This is a genomic window from Mediterraneibacter agrestimuris, from assembly GCF_943193195.1.
Taxonomy (GTDB): domain Bacteria; phylum Bacillota; class Clostridia; order Lachnospirales; family Lachnospiraceae; genus Schaedlerella; species Schaedlerella agrestimuris.
The window spans coordinates 38,736-56,295 of record NZ_CALPDG010000009.1; the positions used below are offsets into that span (position 1 = coordinate 38,736).

Consider the following 17,560-nt stretch of genomic DNA (forward strand, 5'->3'; position numbering starts at 1 on the left):
GTGGAAAATGAGAACTTACGAATTTTAAACAGAGATACAATCAAATACATTGCCGTTTTCGCCATGCTTCTTAATCATATTTCATTGGCATTTCTGGAAAAAGGTACTTTTATAGGGGAACTATTCTTAGATATCGGATATTTTACCGCGCCGGTGATGTGCTATTTTCTTGTGGAGGGATATCACTATACCCGGTCAAAGCGGAAATATGCGGTACGGCTTCTTGGCTTTGCGCTGATTTCCCAAGCGCCGTTTTATATGGCGCTTTCTCATGGAGAAAAATTTCCGGGAATGCTGAACATGATGTTTACATTGTTTATTTGTCTTTTGATTTTGGAAGTGAAAGTACAGGTCTTCAATGAAAAAGTCAAGATTCTTTTGTATGCGCTCCTGATTTTTGCCAACAGTTTTTGTGACTGGCCCACAATGGCGTCGGTCTATACATTATTGTTTGCCTACGCTTATGGCTCTCAGTGGAAAATGAGACGGGCGTTCGGGATTTCTGCGGCGATATTTTTGCTGTCGACATATATGACAAACAGTGAGCTGTTTTCGGTGGAAAAGGCGATGCTGCTGACGGGATGTGCAGAGCTTGGAGTTCTGGCGGCGGCAGCGGCGGTTCTTTATTTTTATAATGGGCAGCAGGCAGTGAGGGGGAGAACATTTTCTAAGTGGTTCTTCTATATATTCTATCCGGCGCATCTGTTAGTGATCGGAATGATAAGAATGTTTTGCGTTTGAGGAGGAAATGAGGTATGATGTCAGAGGTAAGGAAACATATTGTGTTTCACGGGCGCGTACAGGGAGTCGGCTTTCGGTATACGGCAAAATATCTGGCGCAGTCGCTGGAACTGACAGGCTGGGTGGCGAATGAGTATGACGGCACGGTCGTAATGGAAGTGCAGGGACGGGAGACACTGATCAATAAATTGCTCGTGGGATTAAATCATGGTCACTATATTACAATTGAATGGATGGATACGAAAGAGATTCCGTTGGAAGAAGAGGAAAAGGGTTTCAGAGTTCGTGGGTAAGCGTGAAAAGACCTTGCTAACGGCGTCGGCATGTATCGCACGTAAGCGGCTAAAATACAGCCGCTAAGTGCTCATAACGTACCGACTGGTAAGCGTGAAAAGACCTTGCTAACGGCGTTGGCATGTATCGCACGTAAGCGGCTAAAATACAGCCGCTAAGTGCTCATAACGTACCGACTGGTAAGCGCGAAAAGACCTTGCTAACGGCGTTGGTATGTATCGCACGTAAGCGGCTAAAGTACAGCCGCTAAGTGCTCATAACGTACCGACTGGTAAGCGCGAAAAGACCTTGCTAACGGCGTCGGTATGTATCGCACGTAAGCGGCTAAAGTACAGCCGCTAAGTGCTCATAACTAGGAGGAATATATTATGAAATTAGGATTTATTGGAACTGGAAATATGGCGGGAGCGATTATGGGAGGTATTATCCGGCAGGGGTTGATTAAGGCGGATGAAATAATCGGCGCTGATGTGTCGGAAGCCGGACGTGAACGTGTGAAGGAGGCTTATGGAATTCATGTGACGGCAGACAACAAAGAGGTTATTGAATCTGCGGATAAGGTAGTTCTTTCTGTGAAACCGCAGTATTATGCATCGGTGATCGCGGAACTGAAGGATTTGGTCAAGGAGGGGCAAATTATCATTACGATCGCACCGGGTAAGACGCTGAAATGGCTGGAGGAGCAGTTCGGAAAGCAGGTTAAGATTGTACGGACAATGCCAAATACCCCGGCAATGGTAGGGGAAGGTATGACAGCGGTTTGTGCCAATGAATATGTAACGAAGGACGAACTGGACGAGGTGCTTCAGATTCTTGGCACATTTGGTAAGACGGAGGTTATTTCTGAACATCTGATGGACGTGGTTGTTTCTACAAGCGGAAGTTCTCCGGCATATATATATATGATGATCGAAGCAATGGCAGATGCGGCGGTGGCAGACGGAATGGCACGTCCGCAGGCGTATAAATTTGCAGCGCAGGCAGTTTTGGGAAGTGCAAAAATGGTACTGGAAACAGGCAGACACCCGGGAGAGCTGAAAGACATGGTATGTTCTCCGGGCGGTACAACGATTGAAGCGGTCCGCGTGCTGGAAGCAAAGGGATTCCGCAGCGCGGTGATCGAGGCAATGAAAGCATGTGCGGAAGTGTCACGGAATATGTAACAGAGGATTGGGAATGCTGTTACTGAGCGCAGCGGTGGGCTGCGGACAGTAACAAATGCTTGTAATGCGGAAGCATCTGTAAAAGAAAAAGGATCGAGGATTTGAAGATGTATGATATCGGTATTATCGGCGGGGGAACCGCCGGTCTGACGGCTGCGATCTATGGTCAGCGTGCCGGAAAGCAGACGGTTGTATTTGAAGGCGCTAATTACGGAGGGCAGATTGTATTTTCTCCGAATGTAGAGAACTATCCGGGAATTGCAAGTATCAGCGGCGCCCAGTATTCTATGAATTTGATGGAACAGGCGGCAAATCTGGGCGCAGAGATGAAGAGGGAAGCGGTAACGGAAGTGAAAGACATGGAAGAGGGTTTTGTCATTGTGACGGCAGAGCAGGAGTATCCATGCCGGACTGTTATTCTGGCAACCGGAGTAACCCACAGGCATCTTGGACTGGATAAGGAGGAAAAGCTGACGGGTGCAGGCGTTTCCTATTGTGCAACCTGTGACGGGATGTTCTTCCGGGGAAGAAATACAGCGGTGATCGGCGGAGGAAATACAGCATTACAGGACGCTGAGTTTCTCGCAAATTATTGTAATAAAGTGTATCTTGTACACCGAAGAGATGAATTTCGCGGGGATGCGAAAAATGTGGAAGTACTGAAACAGAAAGACAATGTTGAGTTTGTGTTAAATGCTGTGCCGAAAGAACTTCTTGGGGAAAATATGGTAGAAGGTCTGATCGTTACAGATAAAAACACCGGAGAAGAGAAAATGCTGGATGTGGCAGGTGTGTTTGTTGCCATCGGACACCTTCCGAAGAATGAAGCATTTGCGGAGTTGGCGATATTAGATGAAGGCGGATTTATTGCGGCGGGAGAAGACTGCACGACTTCGCGTCCGGGAATATTTGCGGCAGGAGACTGCCGGACAAAGGAAGTCCGTCAGCTTACGACTGCGGCAGCAGACGGAGCAGTAGCGGCACTGGCAGCAGTAAAATATATGCGGTAGTAGTATTGACATTAATGTTCACAGTCGAAATGCGTATAAACCGTGCATTTACGACCAAATACGATGAATTATATATACACAAAATGTAGAATGTGGAAGGAACGACAGATTAATGTGGATTGCAGATAATTGGAAAGATTATGAGGTCATAGACTGTTCAAATGGAGAGAAGCTGGAACGCTGGGGAGATTACATTCTTGTACGTCCGGATCCCCAGGTCATCTGGGACACTCCGAAGTCAGATTATGGATGGAAGCATTGTAACGGACACTATCACCGCAGTAAAAAGGGCGGCGGTGAGTGGGAATTTTTTGATCTGCCGCAGCAGTGGCAGATTCATTATGGCTCATTGACATTTAATTTGAAGCCGTTTAGTTTCAAGCACACCGGGCTGTTCCCGGAGCAGGCGGCGAATTGGGATTGGTTTTCAGATTTAATTTGTAAGGCTGACCGTCCGGTAAAGGTGCTGAACCTGTTTGCGTACACGGGAGGCGCGACGCTTGCGGCGGCAGCGGCAGGAGCGCAGGTGACCCATGTGGACGCCTCAAAGGGAATGGTTGCATGGGCAAAGGAAAACGCAGTTTCTTCAGGGTTAAAAGATGCTCCAATCCGCTGGCTGGTGGATGATTGTGTGAAATTTGTAGAGCGGGAAATCCGCCGGGGCAATAAATATGACGCGATCATTATGGATCCGCCGTCCTACGGACGCGGACCAAAGGGAGAAATCTGGAAGATTGAAGATATGATTCATCCTCTGGTGCAGCTTTGCACAAAGATTCTGTCGGACGATGCTTTATTCTTCCTGATCAATTCATATACAACGGGACTGGCTCCGGCAGTTCTGACCTATATGATCGCAACAGAATTGAAAACATGGGGCGGTCATGTAGAATCACAGGAAATCGGTCTTCCGGTGAAGAATACCGGACTGGTGCTGCCCTGCGGAGCTTCCGGGCGCTGGCAGAGAGTATGAGATCATTCATGAAAAAACGGTCTACGACCGTTTTTTTCTGTATTCACCCGGAGTGACCCCGAATTCTTTTTTAAAGACTCTTGTAAAATGTTCCGGATTTGCATATCCGATGATCTCACAGATATTTGCAATACTGAGGTTGGTGGTCTGAAGCGCACGGCAGGCTTTGTCAAGCTTAATATTGCGGATCAATTGTACAAAATTCTGACCAGTACTGTCTTTGATTAATTTGCTGAAATGGGGCACGGAAAAGCCAAAATGTTTTGCGGCAGATTCTAAAGTAATATCCGCATAGTTTTTCTGAAAATAGTTCAGTGCATCTAATGTAGACAAAGTCTTGTTTGTTGTCATAAAGCTTTCTATATGTTCTTCATGTCTGCGGAGCAGCAGGCTCCAGAATGTCATCAGGCTGCTGTTGAGAAGTGGGATATAGTACTTGTCATGTCCGATATATTCTATGAACAGATCTTCCAGCAGTGAGCGGATGACCTCATCCTTTCCGGTGTGAAAGAGAAGATAATTGTTTTCCGTTTTTCCATATAAAATGTGTGAGAAGAAGATGGATAACACATTTTGTGCAGGAAAAATTTCAAAAAAAGTAGAATGAAACACGGAGGATTTGATGAGTAGGTTCAGGATAATACTGTCATCAAAGACACCGATGCTGTGACTTGTCTTAGGAGGGAGAATACAGAGCTCTCCTTCGTGACAGACTCGTTCTACTCCCTGTATGGTATTGGAACAACTGCCTGAATAAACGTAAAAAACCTCATAAAATCCATGCTCATGTATAAATTCAGGAGAGTACCGGTTGTGTTTTTGAACAATGATATTCTGGGAAGAAAGATGAAAAATCTCTTTTTCCGGAATATAAGACACCCAGCTTCCGTGGATCGCAGGAACATAAAGCTGATGCTGTTCAATATAATCACGGTCCAAAGATGTGATATATTCGGGGAATGTGTCGGGATGAAACTGTTCGGCAAGATAAAGATTTCGATAGAAAAGCTCATCCTCTTCATACTTTTGTAGGTATTCAGGGAAATCCTTTTTAAAAAGTTTCAAGAAAAAACACCTCCTACTATTAGAATATATGTTGATTATAGCATCTTAAAAAATATCAAGTCAATAACGTAAATTATTCAATAGGAGAACGAAAAACGAAGTGCTAGAATAGGCTCATCAAACATAAGTGAATCAAATGAAAGAGAGGTTGGGAACAATGGAGAATGTTTCAGCACTGACAAAAAGAGAATTGTGGAGACAAAGGATTGGTTATGGATCTTCTGATTTTGCATGTAACTTGATCTGGCAGGTGATCTCACTGTATTTATTATATTTTTATACAGATGTGATGCATCTGAATGCAGGCCAGATCAGTATCATGTTTTTAGTAACGAAGATATTTGATGGATTTACAGATTTGGCAGTTGGTTTTTTGATCGATAAGACACATACAAAATGGGGGAAATCAAGACCATGGATTTTGGCGGGAGCGGTTCCGTTTGCAGTGACTGCAGTACTGGCATTCAGTGTACCGAGTATTTCACAGCAAGGAATGCTGGTTTATGCATATGTGACCTATATGTTATTATCTTTTGCATATACGGTTGTAAATATTCCGATGGCATCCATTTTGCCGGCATTGACAGCAGATCCGCAGGAAAGAACAAATCTGGCGACGAGCAGAGTATTTTTCTCTTATATCGGTTCTACGGTTGTATCAGCATTTGCGCTGAAATTAGTTGACAAGTTCGGAAATGGAAATGAAGCAGTTGGTTTTCGGGTGGTGATGATGATATTTGGCATCTTAGGATGTTTGATTTTCTTCTTCTGCTTTTTCAATACAAAAGAACGGGTAGATAGTTCGGAAGAAAAGGTAAGTATAAAGGCAGCGCTGAATTGTCTGATTCATAATAAGCCGTGGCTTTTGTTTGCGGCAAATATTATCTGGTTCTTTGGCGGATATGTCATTCAGGCAGGAGCGATCATTTATTACTTTACATATAATTTGAACAATAAAAATCTGGCAAGTGTTGCGGCAACGATTACGACACTAATTCCGGTGGCAACGAATCTTTGTGTTCCCTTCCTTGCAAAGCTTACGACAAAGCGTAATTTGATGATCATCGGTTCTGTTTTCCATGGTACCGGTCTTCTGGTTGTGTTCTTTGGCGGTATGAGTGTGCCGGTTGTGATGATTGGAGTGGTGATCGCAGCGCTTGGATATGGGCTGAAAGGAAGTATGCATTTTGCGATTCAGCCGGATCCGGTTGATTATGGCGAGTGGAAATCCGGTATCAACACAGCGGGAACATTATCTGCAGTGAACGGATTTATCGGAAAAGTAGGCATGGCAGTAGCAAGCTCTGCTGCAGCGGCTCTTTTGGCATCCAGTGGTTATGTGGCAAATGCGGCGCAGCAGACACAGTTGGCATTAAACGCCATCAGTGCAATGTATATTTGGATTCCGGTTGCAGCAAATGTGCTGACGATCGTTACATTTATGTTTTATGATCTGGATAAAAAACTTCCAGATATTATGAAAGAACTGGAAGAGAGAAGAGCGGGCAAGGAGGCATAAAAATGGCAGCAATCAGTATTGATCTGGATATGAAAAGAAAAACAAATGAAATATTTGTAGAAAAAGCAAAAAAATTAGAGCCTCAGTTAATTGAAAAGGTCATTCATCCGACGCGGCTTGTGACAATTGATGAATCGGCACATGTAACGGTTCGGGAAGAAAAGCTGTCCGATATTGCATTGGCAAAAGGTGAATCCATCGTGTTGGACTTTGGCGACCATCAAGTGGGATATGTGAAGATGAAGATGAAAACGGTAGGCAGTCCGCAGGATGCTCCGGTATATCTCAGATTTAAATTTGGCGAGGTTTCAAAAGAAATCATTGAGAATTCAGAGGAATATGATGGATGGATCAGCCGCGGCTGGATTCAGGAAGAATTTTTACATCTGGATGTACTTCCGCAGGTTGTGGAGCTTCCAAGGCGATATGCATTCCGGTATATGGAGATCAAAGCGATTGATACATCTTTAAAATTTCAGGTTGTCATCGAGGAGGTTACCTGCAAAACAGTATCGGCAGTAGATGTGGGCCAGGTAGAAAAACTGGCGGAAACAGATGCTTTGCTGAAAGAAATGGATAAGGTGAGTATTCGTACCTTACAGAATTGCATGCAGTCTGTATTTGAAGACGGGCCGAAGAGAGACCGGAGGCTTTGGATCGGAGATCTGCGGCTGCAGGCATTGGCAAATTATGCAACCTTTAAAAATTATGATCTCGTTAAACGATGTATGTACTTGTTTGCAGGGCTTACCAGAGATGACGGAGCAGTTGGAGCTTGCCTTTTCGTTGAACCGGAGTATATCGTAGATGATACATTTTTCTTTGATTATTCCTTGTTCTTTGTGTCAATTTTAAAAGATTATTATGATGAGACAAAGGATGTAGAAGTGGCAAGAGAATTGTGGCCGACGGCATATCGTCAGATCGAACTTGCAAGAGCACGCTTTAAAGCGCCCGGAATCATAGAAGAGAGTGGTGACTTCTGGTGCTTTGTGGATTGGAAAGAAGGGCTTGATAAACAGGCATCTGCAAGCGCGATCTATCTGTACACATTAAATGATGCAATTGTACTGGCACAGATTCTTGGAGAGGAAGTTGTGGAGAGTGAACTTAAAGCAGAGAGAGAAGCATGTAAAAAAGCTGTTTTAGAGAGGTACTGGGACGAGGATATCCAAGTATTTGTTAGCGGAAATGACCGGCAGATTTCGTATGCAAGCCAGGCATGGATGGTGCTTGCAGGAGTGATACAGGGAGAAGAGGCACAAGCACTTTTGAACCGGATCATTAAAATGAAACCGGAGATGGGAATGGTCACGCCATATATGAATCATCATTTTGTACAGGCACTTCTGATGTGTGGTGAGAAAGAAAAGGCAAAAGAATACATGGAATATTATTGGGGAGGCATGCTCCGGCAAGGAGCAGATACTTTCTGGGAGCTGTATAATCCGGAAAATCCGCAGGAATCACCATATGGATCCAGTATGGTGAACAGTTACTGCCATGCATGGAGCTGTACACCAACGTATCTTTTGAGAAGAATGTTTTAACAGGAGGGAACAGTGATGGATTGTAAAGCATTGGTAAAAAAGATGACACTAGAAGAAAAGGCAGGTATGTGTTCGGGAAAAGATTTCTGGAATACAAAGAAAGTGGAACGGCTGGAAATTCCGTCCGTGATGGTCAGTGACGGTCCTCACGGGCTGCGCAAACAGGCGGGGGAAGGAGATCATCTGGGATTGAATGAAAGCATTGATGCAGTCTGTTTTCCGGCAGCGTGTGCCACAGCATGCAGTTTTGACAGAGCGCTTATGTATGACATGGGAGTGACACTCGGAAAAGAATGTCAGGCAGAAAATGTATCGGTACTTCTCGGACCGGCAGTGAATATCAAACGGTCGCCGCTATGCGGAAGAAATTTTGAATATGTTTCGGAAGATCCCTATTTGGCGGGAGAGCTGTCTGCAAGTTATATTAAAGGTGTACAGTCTCAAAATGTGGGTACCTCGATCAAGCACTTTGCTGCAAATAATCAGGAACATGAAAGAATGACAGGCTCTTCGGAAGTGGATGAACGTACCTTGCGTGAAATTTATCTTGCCGGATTCGAGACAGCAATTAAAAAAGCAAAGCCGTGGACGGTGATGTGTTCTTATAACAAAATAAACGGAGTATTTGCTTCGGAAAACAAAAGGCTGCTGCATGACATTTTAAAAAAAGAATGGGGATTTGAAGGATTTGTTGTATCAGACTGGGGCGCAGTGAATGATCGTGTAAAAGGGATTGCGGCCGGACTGGAACTGGAGATGCCGGGGAGCAATGGGGTAAATGACGGAGAGATCGTCCGCGCTGTAAAAGAGGGGCGCCTTGATGAGGAAGTACTTGATGAAGCTGTTGAACGTATTTTAAAAGTCATATATCAATATGCAGAAAATCGGCATGAAGAAGTGTATGACAGAGAGTCAGACCACAAAAAAGCAGTAGAAATTGCAAAGAAATGCATCGTACTTTTGAAAAATGAGGAGGTACTTCCGCTGAAGCAAGAAGAAAGAATTGCATTTATCGGAGGATTCGCAGAAGCGCCGAGATATCAGGGAGGCGGAAGTTCCCATATCAATTCTCATGAAGTGGTTTCGGCGGTGCAGCGTGTTGGAAAATATACAGAAGTAACCTATGCAGAAGGATTTACAACGGTGGGGGATGTAGAAGATGCTTCGCTTCAGGCAGAAGCCGTGCATGTGGCAGAGCAGGCAGACTGTGCGGTTATTTTTGCAGGACTTCCGGATGTATTTGAATCCGAAGGTTATGACAGAACACATATGAGACTGCCGGACTGCCAAAATCATCTGATTGAAAAAATATGTGCAGTGCAAAAACGGGTAGTGGTCGTACTGCACAATGGTTCACCGGTCGAGATGCCTTGGATTCATCAGGTGAAAGGTGTTGTAGAGGCATATCTTGGCGGAGAAGGAATTGGGGAAGCTATTGTTGATATTTTGTTTGGGGAGAGTAACCCATGCGGAAAGCTGGCGGAGACATTTCCAATTAGATTGGAAGATAATCCATCTTATTTGAATTTTCCGGGAACAGGGAAAAAGGCGGAATATAAAGAGGGGATTTTTGTAGGATACCGTTATTATGACACAAAGAAAATGGAGGTTCTTTTCCCGTTTGGACATGGATTGAGCTATACGGCATTTTCTTACAGCAACTTGAAACTGGACAAAAATGAGATGAAAGATACTGAGATCTTACATGTATCGGTAGATGTCACAAATACCGGAAGCTGCAAAGGAAAAGAAGTTATCCAGTTATATGTTAAGGATAAAACAAAGGTATCAGTCCGTCCGGAGAAAGAATTGAAGAATTTTGCAGTTGTAGAACTGGAACCGGGAGAGACAAGAACAGTTGAAATGCAGCTTGAGAAGCGTAGTTTTGCATGGTACGATGTGGAGCAAAAGGACTGGTATGCAGCAACAGGAGAGTATGTGGTCGCAGTCGGAAAATCTTCGAGAGAAATTGTGCTGGAGGAACCAGTACGGATTATCAGTACGGTACAGAAACCTTTTGTAATTGATGAAAATACCATGATAGGGGAATTGCTGGCGGATGAAAGAACGAGAGCATATACAAAAGAACATATAGTACCGTTGGCAGCTGGGTTTTCTCAGGCAAGCGGACCAGAATGGGATACGATGATGGAGGCAATGCTGAAATATATGCCTCTTCGTTCGTTAAGAAGCTTTGGATCGGCAGATAATACAACGATACAACAGCTGGCAGAAGAATTGCGGAGTTACTGTAATTAAGGAACACACAGTGGATTTTAATTCATCGGGATTCATTGCCATTCGAGATGAAACATGGTATATTATAGATAGTTTTAGTGTTGTTATGGAGTATCAAAAGCACATGAACACAATAAACAAAAAAGAACAGGGAGTGGTAAACATGTATCAGGATGAGTACAGACGCTGGCTGGAAGCAGATTTGGAAGATGCAGATCTGAAACCAGAATTATCGAAAATCGAAGGGAATGATGAGGAAATCAAGGAGCGTTTTGCAGTAGCGCTGAAGTTCGGAACCGCGGGATTACGCGGTGTGCTTGGAGCAGGAACGAACCGTATGAATATTTACGTTGTACGTCAGGCAACACAGGGACTTGCAAACTGGGTAAAGACACAGGGCGGCAATCAGACAGTAGCGATCAGCTATGACAGCCGTCTGAAGAGTGATGTGTTTGCCAAGACAGCGGCAGGGGTTCTTGCAGCGAATGGAATTAATGTAAGAATCTATGATGCACTGATGCCGGTGCCGGCGCTTTCTTTTGCAACACGTTATTATGAGTGTAACGCAGGTATTATGGTAACTGCATCTCATAATCCGGCAAAGTACAATGGTTACAAGGCATATGGACCCGACGGCTGCCAGATGACAGATGATGCGGCTGCTATTGTATATGATGAGATTCAGAAGACTGATGTCCTGACAGGCGCAAAATATATGTCCTTTGCAGAAGGCGTGGAGAAAGGTCTGATCCGTTTCGTGGGAGATGACTGTAAGAAGGCTCTTTATGATGCCATTGAATCCCGTCAGGTTCGTCCGGGACTTTGTAAGACTGCCGGTCTGAAACTGGTATATAGTCCGCTGAATGGTGCGGGACTTGTTCCTGTTACACAGATTTTGAAAGACATCGGAATTACAGATATAACGATTGTTCCGGATCAGGAATATCCGAACGGTTACTTTACAACCTGCAGTTATCCGAACCCTGAGATTTTTGAAGCTCTGGAACAGGGATTGAATCTGGCAAAGGAAGTAGGCGCAGATTTGATGCTGGCTACAGACCCGGATGCAGACCGTGTCGGTATTGCGATGAAGTGTCCGGATGGTTCATATGAACTGGTGAGCGGTAATGAAGTTGGCGTGCTGCTTCTGGACTATATCTGTGCAGGACGCATTGAAAAAGGAACTATGCCAAAACGGGCAGTTGCAGTGAAATCGATTGTATCTACGCCGCTTGCAGACGCAGTTGCAGAGCATTACGGCGTGGAGCTGAGAAATGTACTTACCGGGTTTAAGTGGATCGGAGATCAGATCGCACAGTTGGAAGCTGCCGGTGAAGTAGATAGATTCATCTTCGGATTTGAGGAAAGCTACGGATATCTGGCGGGACCGTATGTACGTGATAAGGATGCAGTGATCGGTTCTATGCTGATCTGTGAGATGGCAGCTTATTATAGAAGTATTGGAAGTTCACTGAAACAAAGAATGGAAGAGATTTATGCAGAGTATGGTCGTTATCTCAATAAGATTGACAGCTTTGAGTTCCCGGGATTGAGCGGAATGGATAAGATGGCGGGTATTATGCAGAATCTGCGTGAGAATCCGCTTGACGAGATTGCAGGATTGAAGGTAGCGCAGGTTATAGATTATCAGAAACCGGAAGAGACAGGACTTCCGTCAGCAAACGTACTTGTGTATAAGCTGGAAGGCGGTGCAACAGTAATTGTCCGTCCGTCAGGAACAGAGCCGAAGATCAAGATTTACTATACGACATTAGGAAAGGATCTGGCAGAGGCTCAGGCGCAGAAGGATAAGTTTGCAGAGGCTTTGAAACCGATCATGGCATAATATGTGCAGGTCAAGAAGGACAAAATGAAAAAAGGGTGCGTGCAGATTGTACGTGCCCTTTTATGGTACCTATTTTATATGTTTTAGAAGGGTTGAATTCTTTATAAAGTGGGAAAACTTTCAATTAGATGTTTTAGCACAATAAAATTTTTTCTAAAAAGAGTAAAAGGGAGTAACCATGTTTGAAATCACAGAAAAAGATTTATTGCTTGTCATAGACATGCAAAATGTCTACCTTCCTGAAAGTCCGTGGGGATGTGAGCGGATCAGGGAGGCGGCAGCATATATACAGTATATGATAGAGAGATTTCCCAAAGATCAATGTTGTTTTACAAGATTTCTGCCATCAGGAAATCCAGACGGTGTATGGAAAGAATATAATGATCAAAATCAGAAGATCAATAGAAATGGATGGATGAATGAGTATATCGAGGAACTAAAACCATATATAACCCACGAAAATTTCTATACAAAATCAAAGTATTCCTGTTGCAAAAATGAAGAATTGAAGAAACGAATTGACATGTATGAACGTGTCTTTGTGACTGGAGTAGTAGCGGAATGCTGTGTGCTGTCAAGTGTTATGGATTTGATTGACCAAGGTAAAAAGGTGATGTATCTGACGGAAGGAATTGCCGGGGTTAGCAGGGAAAAAGAAGAAATGGTTATTAAGCTGCTGGAGGGAATGTCGCCGCTGCATATTAATTTTTGCTGAATAATAACTTTAGTTGCGAAATCTTCTCCAACACGATAGAATATATCTATAACTGTCTAGCAAGGCTTTACAATTACAGTAAGGCTAATGCCGGACAAGTGATAAGGAGGAAGTGATCATGATTACAGTTAATGCAATAGGCGATGCGTGCCCAATTCCGGTAATTAAGACAAAAAAAGCAATCCAGACGCTGGCAGGGGCAGATACCATTGAAGTACTGGTGGATAATGAGATTGCAGTGAAAAATGTATCCAAGATGGCAGAAGCAGAGGGAGGAGAGGTGAGTTTCAAGGAACTGTCAGAGGGAGGATACAAGGTGACAATTAAGATATCTGCTGCTGATACACATAGAACAAATACAAAAGATACAGTAGGTGAAGCAGATGAAGCAGCTGCAGTGGTACAGGAGTTGTGCATGGAGGGAAGCAGTACATGTAAAAAAACAGTGGTAGTCATTGCGTCTGACCGAATGGGACAAGGTAATGACGAGTTGGGGAAAGTTCTGCTTAAGGGATTTATTTTTGCGGTGACACAGTTAGACGAGCTTCCAAGAGTGATGTTGTTCTATAATGGTGGTGCTGCGCTGACCTGCGAGGGTTCAGATTCGCTTGCGGATTTGAAGATTTTGGAAGAACAGGGGGTGGAGATCATGACCTGTGGAACGTGTCTGGACTACTATGGGTTAAAAGAAAAGCTTCAGATTGGAAGTATTACCAATATGTACAGTATCGTGGAAACGATGAGTGGGGCAGATAAGGTGATCCGTCCATAAATTGATTGTAACTATTCAGTCATGCGTCAATCTGCCAAGACGGACTGATAAGCTTGTAACAGTGCAGCCGAAAAGCTGAGCTGTTACATGAGCTTGGGAATAGTGATGATTGGCGCTTGGTAAGACAGAGATTACAGAAGGGAGACAGCACTTTTATGAAAACAAGGGAAGAAATCCGCTTGACACAAATGAGCAGCACAGCCGGATGAGCGGCAAAAGTCGGTCCTGAGACCCTTGCCCAGGTTCTGGGTAAGCTGCCAAAATTCCAAGATGAAAATCTCTTGGTGGGACTGGAGACATCAGATGATGCCGCAGTCTACAAAATAACAGACGAAATCGCCATGATTCAGACGGTGGACTTTTTCACTCCGGTGGTGGATGATCCGTATACATTCGGGCAGATTGCCGCTGCCAACTCATTAAGCGATGTGTATGCTATGGGCGGAGAGCCGAAGATCGCGTTGAATATCGCTGCATTTCCGAATTGTCTGGATACAGAAATTCTGGGCGAGATACTGCGTGGGGGTGCGGATAAGGTCAAAGAAGCCGGGGCAGTCCTTGTGGGCGGTCATACGATACAGGACAACGAGCCCAAATATGGTCTGAGCGTGTCCGGTTTTGTACACCCAGATAAGATATTCAAGAACTACGGCTGTAAGCCGGGGGAAGTATTGATACTGACCAAGCCGGTTGGAAGCGGAATCGTGAACACTGCAGTCAAGGCAGGTATGGCTTCTGACGAAGCGGTTGATGAGGTGATACGCGTGATGGCGTCACTTAATAAGACAGCCAAAGAAGTGATTCAGAACTATCCGGTGTCTGCATGTACGGATGTTACTGGATTTGGATTACTGGGGCATTGTACAGAAATGGCGTCGGCAAGTGCGGTTACGCTTGATATTTGTCCAAAGGATATTGCATGGATCACTGATGCGGATTCTTATGCCAAAATGGGACTTGTTCCGGCAGGGGCATACCGGAACCGAGAACATTGTGAAGCTATGGTGGAGGTTGGAAATGCAGAAGAATTTGAACTGGATCTGCTGTATGATCCGCAGACCTCGGGAGGATTGTTGTTCAGTGTGGCAAAGGAGTATATGGACTCTATTTTGCAGGATTTTGAAGAATGTCATTTGGAAACAGCAGTGTCTGTGATCGGAAAAGTTACTGAAGCCGGAGAGAAGTGGATCCGTCTGGTGTAAGAGACAGAATATTACAGGAAATATGAAAGCGTAATGGGGAAAATCATGTGGGAAGATAGGAGTAACAACAGATGAATCTCAAGCAGTTGGAAGCATTTGTGCAGGTGGCTGAGAAGAAAAGTTTTTCTAAGGCGGCGAAAACATTGTTTTTGACCCAGCCAACAGTCAGCGCACATATTTCCGGATTAGAGAAAGAACTGAATACAAGGCTTTTGATTCGTAACACAAAGGATGTAGAGCTTTCAAAAGAGGGAGAACGGCTGTATGAGTATGCCAAGCAGATTGTACTAATGACGGAACAGATCATACAGGATTTTGGACGGGAGCCGGATATAAATGAGCAGTCTTTTATTGCTATTGCGGCGTCTACAGTTCCGGCGCAATATCTGCTCCCGGAAATACTGGCGAAATTCCGTCAGAAATATCCGAAAGAACAATTTCATATTCAGGAAAGCGACAGCGCCGATGTAGTGGAGCAGGTTGCTTTACGCAATGTGGACATAGGATTTACAGGTACGGAACTGCCCAATAAATATTGTGAATTTGTGCCCTTCTATGAAGATGATCTGATTGTTATCACGCCGAACACAGAGCAGTTTCACAAACGAAAACATGGCGGCAGCGTTCTGGACTGGATTCGCAGTGAACCGCTGATCATGCGGGAGGAAGGCTCTGGAACACGCAAAGAGACGATGAAGATTTTGCAGAATATGGGAATCAGTCTGAATGAACTGAATATTATTGCCAGTGTGGAGAATCCAGAGACGATCAAGCGTTCCGTGGGCAATGGAATGGGAATTTCCATTTTGTCGGCGCTGGCGGCACGGGACGCCGTGAGTAACGGCGCGGTACTTGGATTTTCACTTGGCTGCCAGACATGCGATAAAACAGCCAGGGGGACTGATTTGAGCTGCCAGACATACGACAAAAATGTCCAGTGGACGCTTTTTAGCGAAACGTTGGGAAAACGGCAGATTTATGTTGTATATAACAAAAGCTTTCATCTGAGTCCGGGGGCGGAACGGGTGCTAAAGATCATGAAGAAAATGTATCCGCAGATGAAGATTTAAAGAGAATGAAGAAAAACATCCATATATGTGGAGAACAATGAGAGGGCTATTTATAGAAAATATCTATAGATGGCCCTTTTTATTATGTCTTTCAATTAGACGATATGGCAGTCAATAGTATATACTGTACAAAGAATCAAAAGAACAGCACAGGACTTTGTATTTGCTGGAAAGCTGAACTGTTACGATCAAGAAGAACGGAATGATGAAAATGATTTATATGGACAATGCAGCCACCACATTACAGAAACCATCTTGTGTGGCGGAAGCTGTTATGAGAGCGATGAGTTCTTTCGGCAATGCTGGAAGAGGAATTAATGATGCGTCTTTAGATGCAGCACGGGTGATTTATGATACAAGAGAGAGGCTATGCCGTTTATTTCATGGAGAAAATCCGAAACAATTTGCATTTACATCGAATGCAACAGAAAGCCTGAACATTGCGATTAAGGGTCTGATCTCTCCGGGAAATCATGTGATCAGTACTGTGCTGGAGCATAATTCGGTATTGCGTCCGTTGTATGAAAAGGAACAGTTTGGGGTTAGTCTTACAATTCTCGGATGTGATGAGGCGGGGAATATTTCCTATGAGGAAATGGAACGTTCAATCCGCAGCAATACGAAAGCGATTGTATGTACACACGGTTCCAATCTGACAGGCAATCTGATAGATATAGAGAGAATCGGTGGGATCGCAAAAAGACATGGTCTATTGTTTGTTGTGGATGCATCACAAACGGCGGGACTGATTCCCATTGATGTGCAGAAGATGCATATTGACGTGTTGTGTTTTACAGGGCATAAAGGCTTGTACGGACCACAGGGAACAGGCGGTATTTATGTGTGTCCTGGATTGAATATAAAGCCGTTGAAAAGCGGTGGGAGCGGAGTCGAAACATATAATAAGAGTCACCCCGCACAGATGCCGACGGCATTGGAAGCGGGAACGCTGAACAGTCATGGGATCGCAGGCTTGAATGCTGCGCTTATATATATAGAAGAGACAGGAATGGAATACATTTCTGCGGTGGCGCAGAACCGGATGCGGCAATTCTACGAAGGAGTTCGTGGGATTCCCGGAGTGAAAGTGTATGGAGACTTTACTGCAAAAGAACGTGCGCCGATCGTTTCTTTGAACATTGGAAATGTGGATTCATCAGAGGTCAGTGATGAACTGCTGACAGAGTATGGAATCGCCACAAGGTCAGGCGGACATTGTGCGCCGCTCATGCACGGGGCTCTGGGAAATGTGGAACAGGGGGCGGTTAGATTTAGTTTTTCCCATTTCAATACAGAGGAAGAAGTAGAGACGGCGGTTTGTGCCGTGAGAGAATTGGCTGTTTAAACCAAAGCTAAATTTAGTGTACGGTTAAACATAAAAGGTCTGATGTGGCAATGTTCT

The 17,560-nt window shown here is 44.4% G+C and carries 15 protein-coding genes; 14 read left to right on the top strand and 1 reads right to left on the bottom strand.

Annotated features, from left to right (window positions below; genetic code table 11):
- The 5 genes from NFS18_RS06560 to NFS18_RS06580 all read left to right on the top strand — a co-directional run bounded on the left by NFS18_RS06560 (nucleotide 1) and on the right by NFS18_RS06580 (nucleotide 4,181).
- The gene (locus NFS18_RS06560) at nucleotides 1-741 is read left to right on the top strand and encodes a TraX family protein (protein ID WP_251389200.1); all 741 of its coding nucleotides are present in this window, start codon (nucleotides 1-3) and stop codon (nucleotides 739-741) included.
- A 17-nt stretch (nucleotides 742-758) separates the two neighbouring features.
- Entirely contained in the window at nucleotides 759-1,034 is a 276-nt protein-coding gene (locus tag NFS18_RS06565) for an acylphosphatase (RefSeq protein WP_251389340.1), read from the top strand.
- A 369-nt stretch (nucleotides 1,035-1,403) separates the two neighbouring features.
- Nucleotides 1,404-2,198, top strand: a complete 795-nt coding sequence (gene proC / locus NFS18_RS06570) for a pyrroline-5-carboxylate reductase (RefSeq protein ID WP_251389203.1) — start codon at nucleotides 1,404-1,406, stop codon at nucleotides 2,196-2,198.
- Between the two features lie 107 nt (nucleotides 2,199-2,305).
- Nucleotides 2,306-3,208: a thioredoxin-disulfide reductase gene (gene trxB / locus NFS18_RS06575; RefSeq protein WP_251389342.1), complete on the top strand. Its 903-nt coding sequence runs from the start codon at nucleotides 2,306-2,308 to the stop codon at nucleotides 3,206-3,208.
- A 112-nt stretch (nucleotides 3,209-3,320) separates the two neighbouring features.
- A complete protein-coding gene (locus NFS18_RS06580; RefSeq protein ID WP_251389205.1) occupies nucleotides 3,321-4,181 on the top strand; it encodes a class I SAM-dependent methyltransferase in 861 nt (286 codons plus the stop codon).
- 21 nt (nucleotides 4,182-4,202) lie between these two features.
- On the opposite strand, the gene NFS18_RS06585 is transcribed toward NFS18_RS06580, so the two are convergent.
- On the bottom strand, nucleotides 4,203-5,246 hold the full coding sequence (locus NFS18_RS06585) for an AraC family transcriptional regulator (RefSeq protein ID WP_251389207.1): 1,044 nt from the start codon (nucleotides 5,244-5,246) through the stop codon (nucleotides 4,203-4,205).
- 157 nt (nucleotides 5,247-5,403) lie between these two features.
- Here NFS18_RS06585 and NFS18_RS06590 point away from each other — a divergent pair, with 157 nt between their 5' ends.
- The 9 genes from NFS18_RS06590 to NFS18_RS06630 all read left to right on the top strand — a co-directional run bounded on the left by NFS18_RS06590 (nucleotide 5,404) and on the right by NFS18_RS06630 (nucleotide 17,503).
- The gene (locus NFS18_RS06590) at nucleotides 5,404-6,765 is read left to right on the top strand and encodes a glycoside-pentoside-hexuronide (GPH):cation symporter (protein ID WP_251389209.1); all 1,362 of its coding nucleotides are present in this window, start codon (nucleotides 5,404-5,406) and stop codon (nucleotides 6,763-6,765) included.
- Nucleotides 6,766-6,767: 2 nt separating this feature from the next.
- Nucleotides 6,768-8,315, top strand: coding sequence for an alpha-L-rhamnosidase-related protein (locus NFS18_RS06595; RefSeq protein ID WP_251389211.1), 1,548 nt, complete (start codon nucleotides 6,768-6,770; stop codon nucleotides 8,313-8,315).
- Between the two features lie 15 nt (nucleotides 8,316-8,330).
- Nucleotides 8,331-10,574, top strand: coding sequence for a glycoside hydrolase family 3 C-terminal domain-containing protein (locus NFS18_RS06600; protein WP_251389213.1), 2,244 nt, complete (start codon nucleotides 8,331-8,333; stop codon nucleotides 10,572-10,574).
- A 142-nt stretch (nucleotides 10,575-10,716) separates the two neighbouring features.
- On the top strand, nucleotides 10,717-12,399 hold the full coding sequence (locus NFS18_RS06605) for a phospho-sugar mutase (RefSeq protein ID WP_251389344.1): 1,683 nt from the start codon (nucleotides 10,717-10,719) through the stop codon (nucleotides 12,397-12,399).
- A 178-nt stretch (nucleotides 12,400-12,577) separates the two neighbouring features.
- Nucleotides 12,578-13,114 (top strand): cysteine hydrolase family protein, encoded by a 537-nt coding sequence (locus tag NFS18_RS06610; RefSeq protein WP_251389215.1) that lies wholly within the window; start codon nucleotides 12,578-12,580, stop codon nucleotides 13,112-13,114.
- Between the two features lie 118 nt (nucleotides 13,115-13,232).
- Complete coding sequence (yedF, locus tag NFS18_RS06615; protein ID WP_251389216.1) at nucleotides 13,233-13,886, top strand: sulfurtransferase-like selenium metabolism protein YedF; 654 nt, start codon at nucleotides 13,233-13,235, stop codon at nucleotides 13,884-13,886.
- Nucleotides 13,887-14,041: 155 nt separating this feature from the next.
- Nucleotides 14,042-15,088 (top strand): selenide, water dikinase SelD, encoded by a 1,047-nt coding sequence (selD, locus tag NFS18_RS06620; protein WP_251389218.1) that lies wholly within the window; start codon nucleotides 14,042-14,044, stop codon nucleotides 15,086-15,088.
- 71 nt (nucleotides 15,089-15,159) lie between these two features.
- On the top strand, nucleotides 15,160-16,158 hold the full coding sequence (locus NFS18_RS06625) for a selenium metabolism-associated LysR family transcriptional regulator (RefSeq protein WP_251389220.1): 999 nt from the start codon (nucleotides 15,160-15,162) through the stop codon (nucleotides 16,156-16,158).
- A 211-nt stretch (nucleotides 16,159-16,369) separates the two neighbouring features.
- Entirely contained in the window at nucleotides 16,370-17,503 is a 1,134-nt protein-coding gene (locus NFS18_RS06630) for an aminotransferase class V-fold PLP-dependent enzyme (protein WP_251389346.1), read from the top strand.
- Nucleotides 17,504-17,560: the final 57 nt, after the last annotated feature.

Coding starts and splice junctions, on each gene's coding strand:
- proC (WP_251389203.1), top strand. CDS start 1,404: ATGAAATTAGGATTTATTGGAACTGGAAATATGGCGGGAGCGATTATG.
- NFS18_RS06565 (WP_251389340.1), top strand. CDS start 759: ATGTCAGAGGTAAGGAAACATATTGTGTTTCACGGGCGCGTACAGGGA.
- NFS18_RS06605 (WP_251389344.1), top strand. CDS start 10,717: ATGTATCAGGATGAGTACAGACGCTGGCTGGAAGCAGATTTGGAAGAT.
- NFS18_RS06630 (WP_251389346.1), top strand. CDS start 16,370: ATGATTTATATGGACAATGCAGCCACCACATTACAGAAACCATCTTGT.
- trxB (WP_251389342.1), top strand. CDS start 2,306: ATGTATGATATCGGTATTATCGGCGGGGGAACCGCCGGTCTGACGGCT.
- NFS18_RS06610 (WP_251389215.1), top strand. CDS start 12,578: ATGTTTGAAATCACAGAAAAAGATTTATTGCTTGTCATAGACATGCAA.
- NFS18_RS06600 (WP_251389213.1), top strand. CDS start 8,331: ATGGATTGTAAAGCATTGGTAAAAAAGATGACACTAGAAGAAAAGGCA.
- NFS18_RS06580 (WP_251389205.1), top strand. CDS start 3,321: ATGTGGATTGCAGATAATTGGAAAGATTATGAGGTCATAGACTGTTCA.
- NFS18_RS06625 (WP_251389220.1), top strand. CDS start 15,160: ATGAATCTCAAGCAGTTGGAAGCATTTGTGCAGGTGGCTGAGAAGAAA.
- NFS18_RS06595 (WP_251389211.1), top strand. CDS start 6,768: ATGGCAGCAATCAGTATTGATCTGGATATGAAAAGAAAAACAAATGAA.
- NFS18_RS06590 (WP_251389209.1), top strand. CDS start 5,404: ATGGAGAATGTTTCAGCACTGACAAAAAGAGAATTGTGGAGACAAAGG.
- yedF (WP_251389216.1), top strand. CDS start 13,233: ATGATTACAGTTAATGCAATAGGCGATGCGTGCCCAATTCCGGTAATT.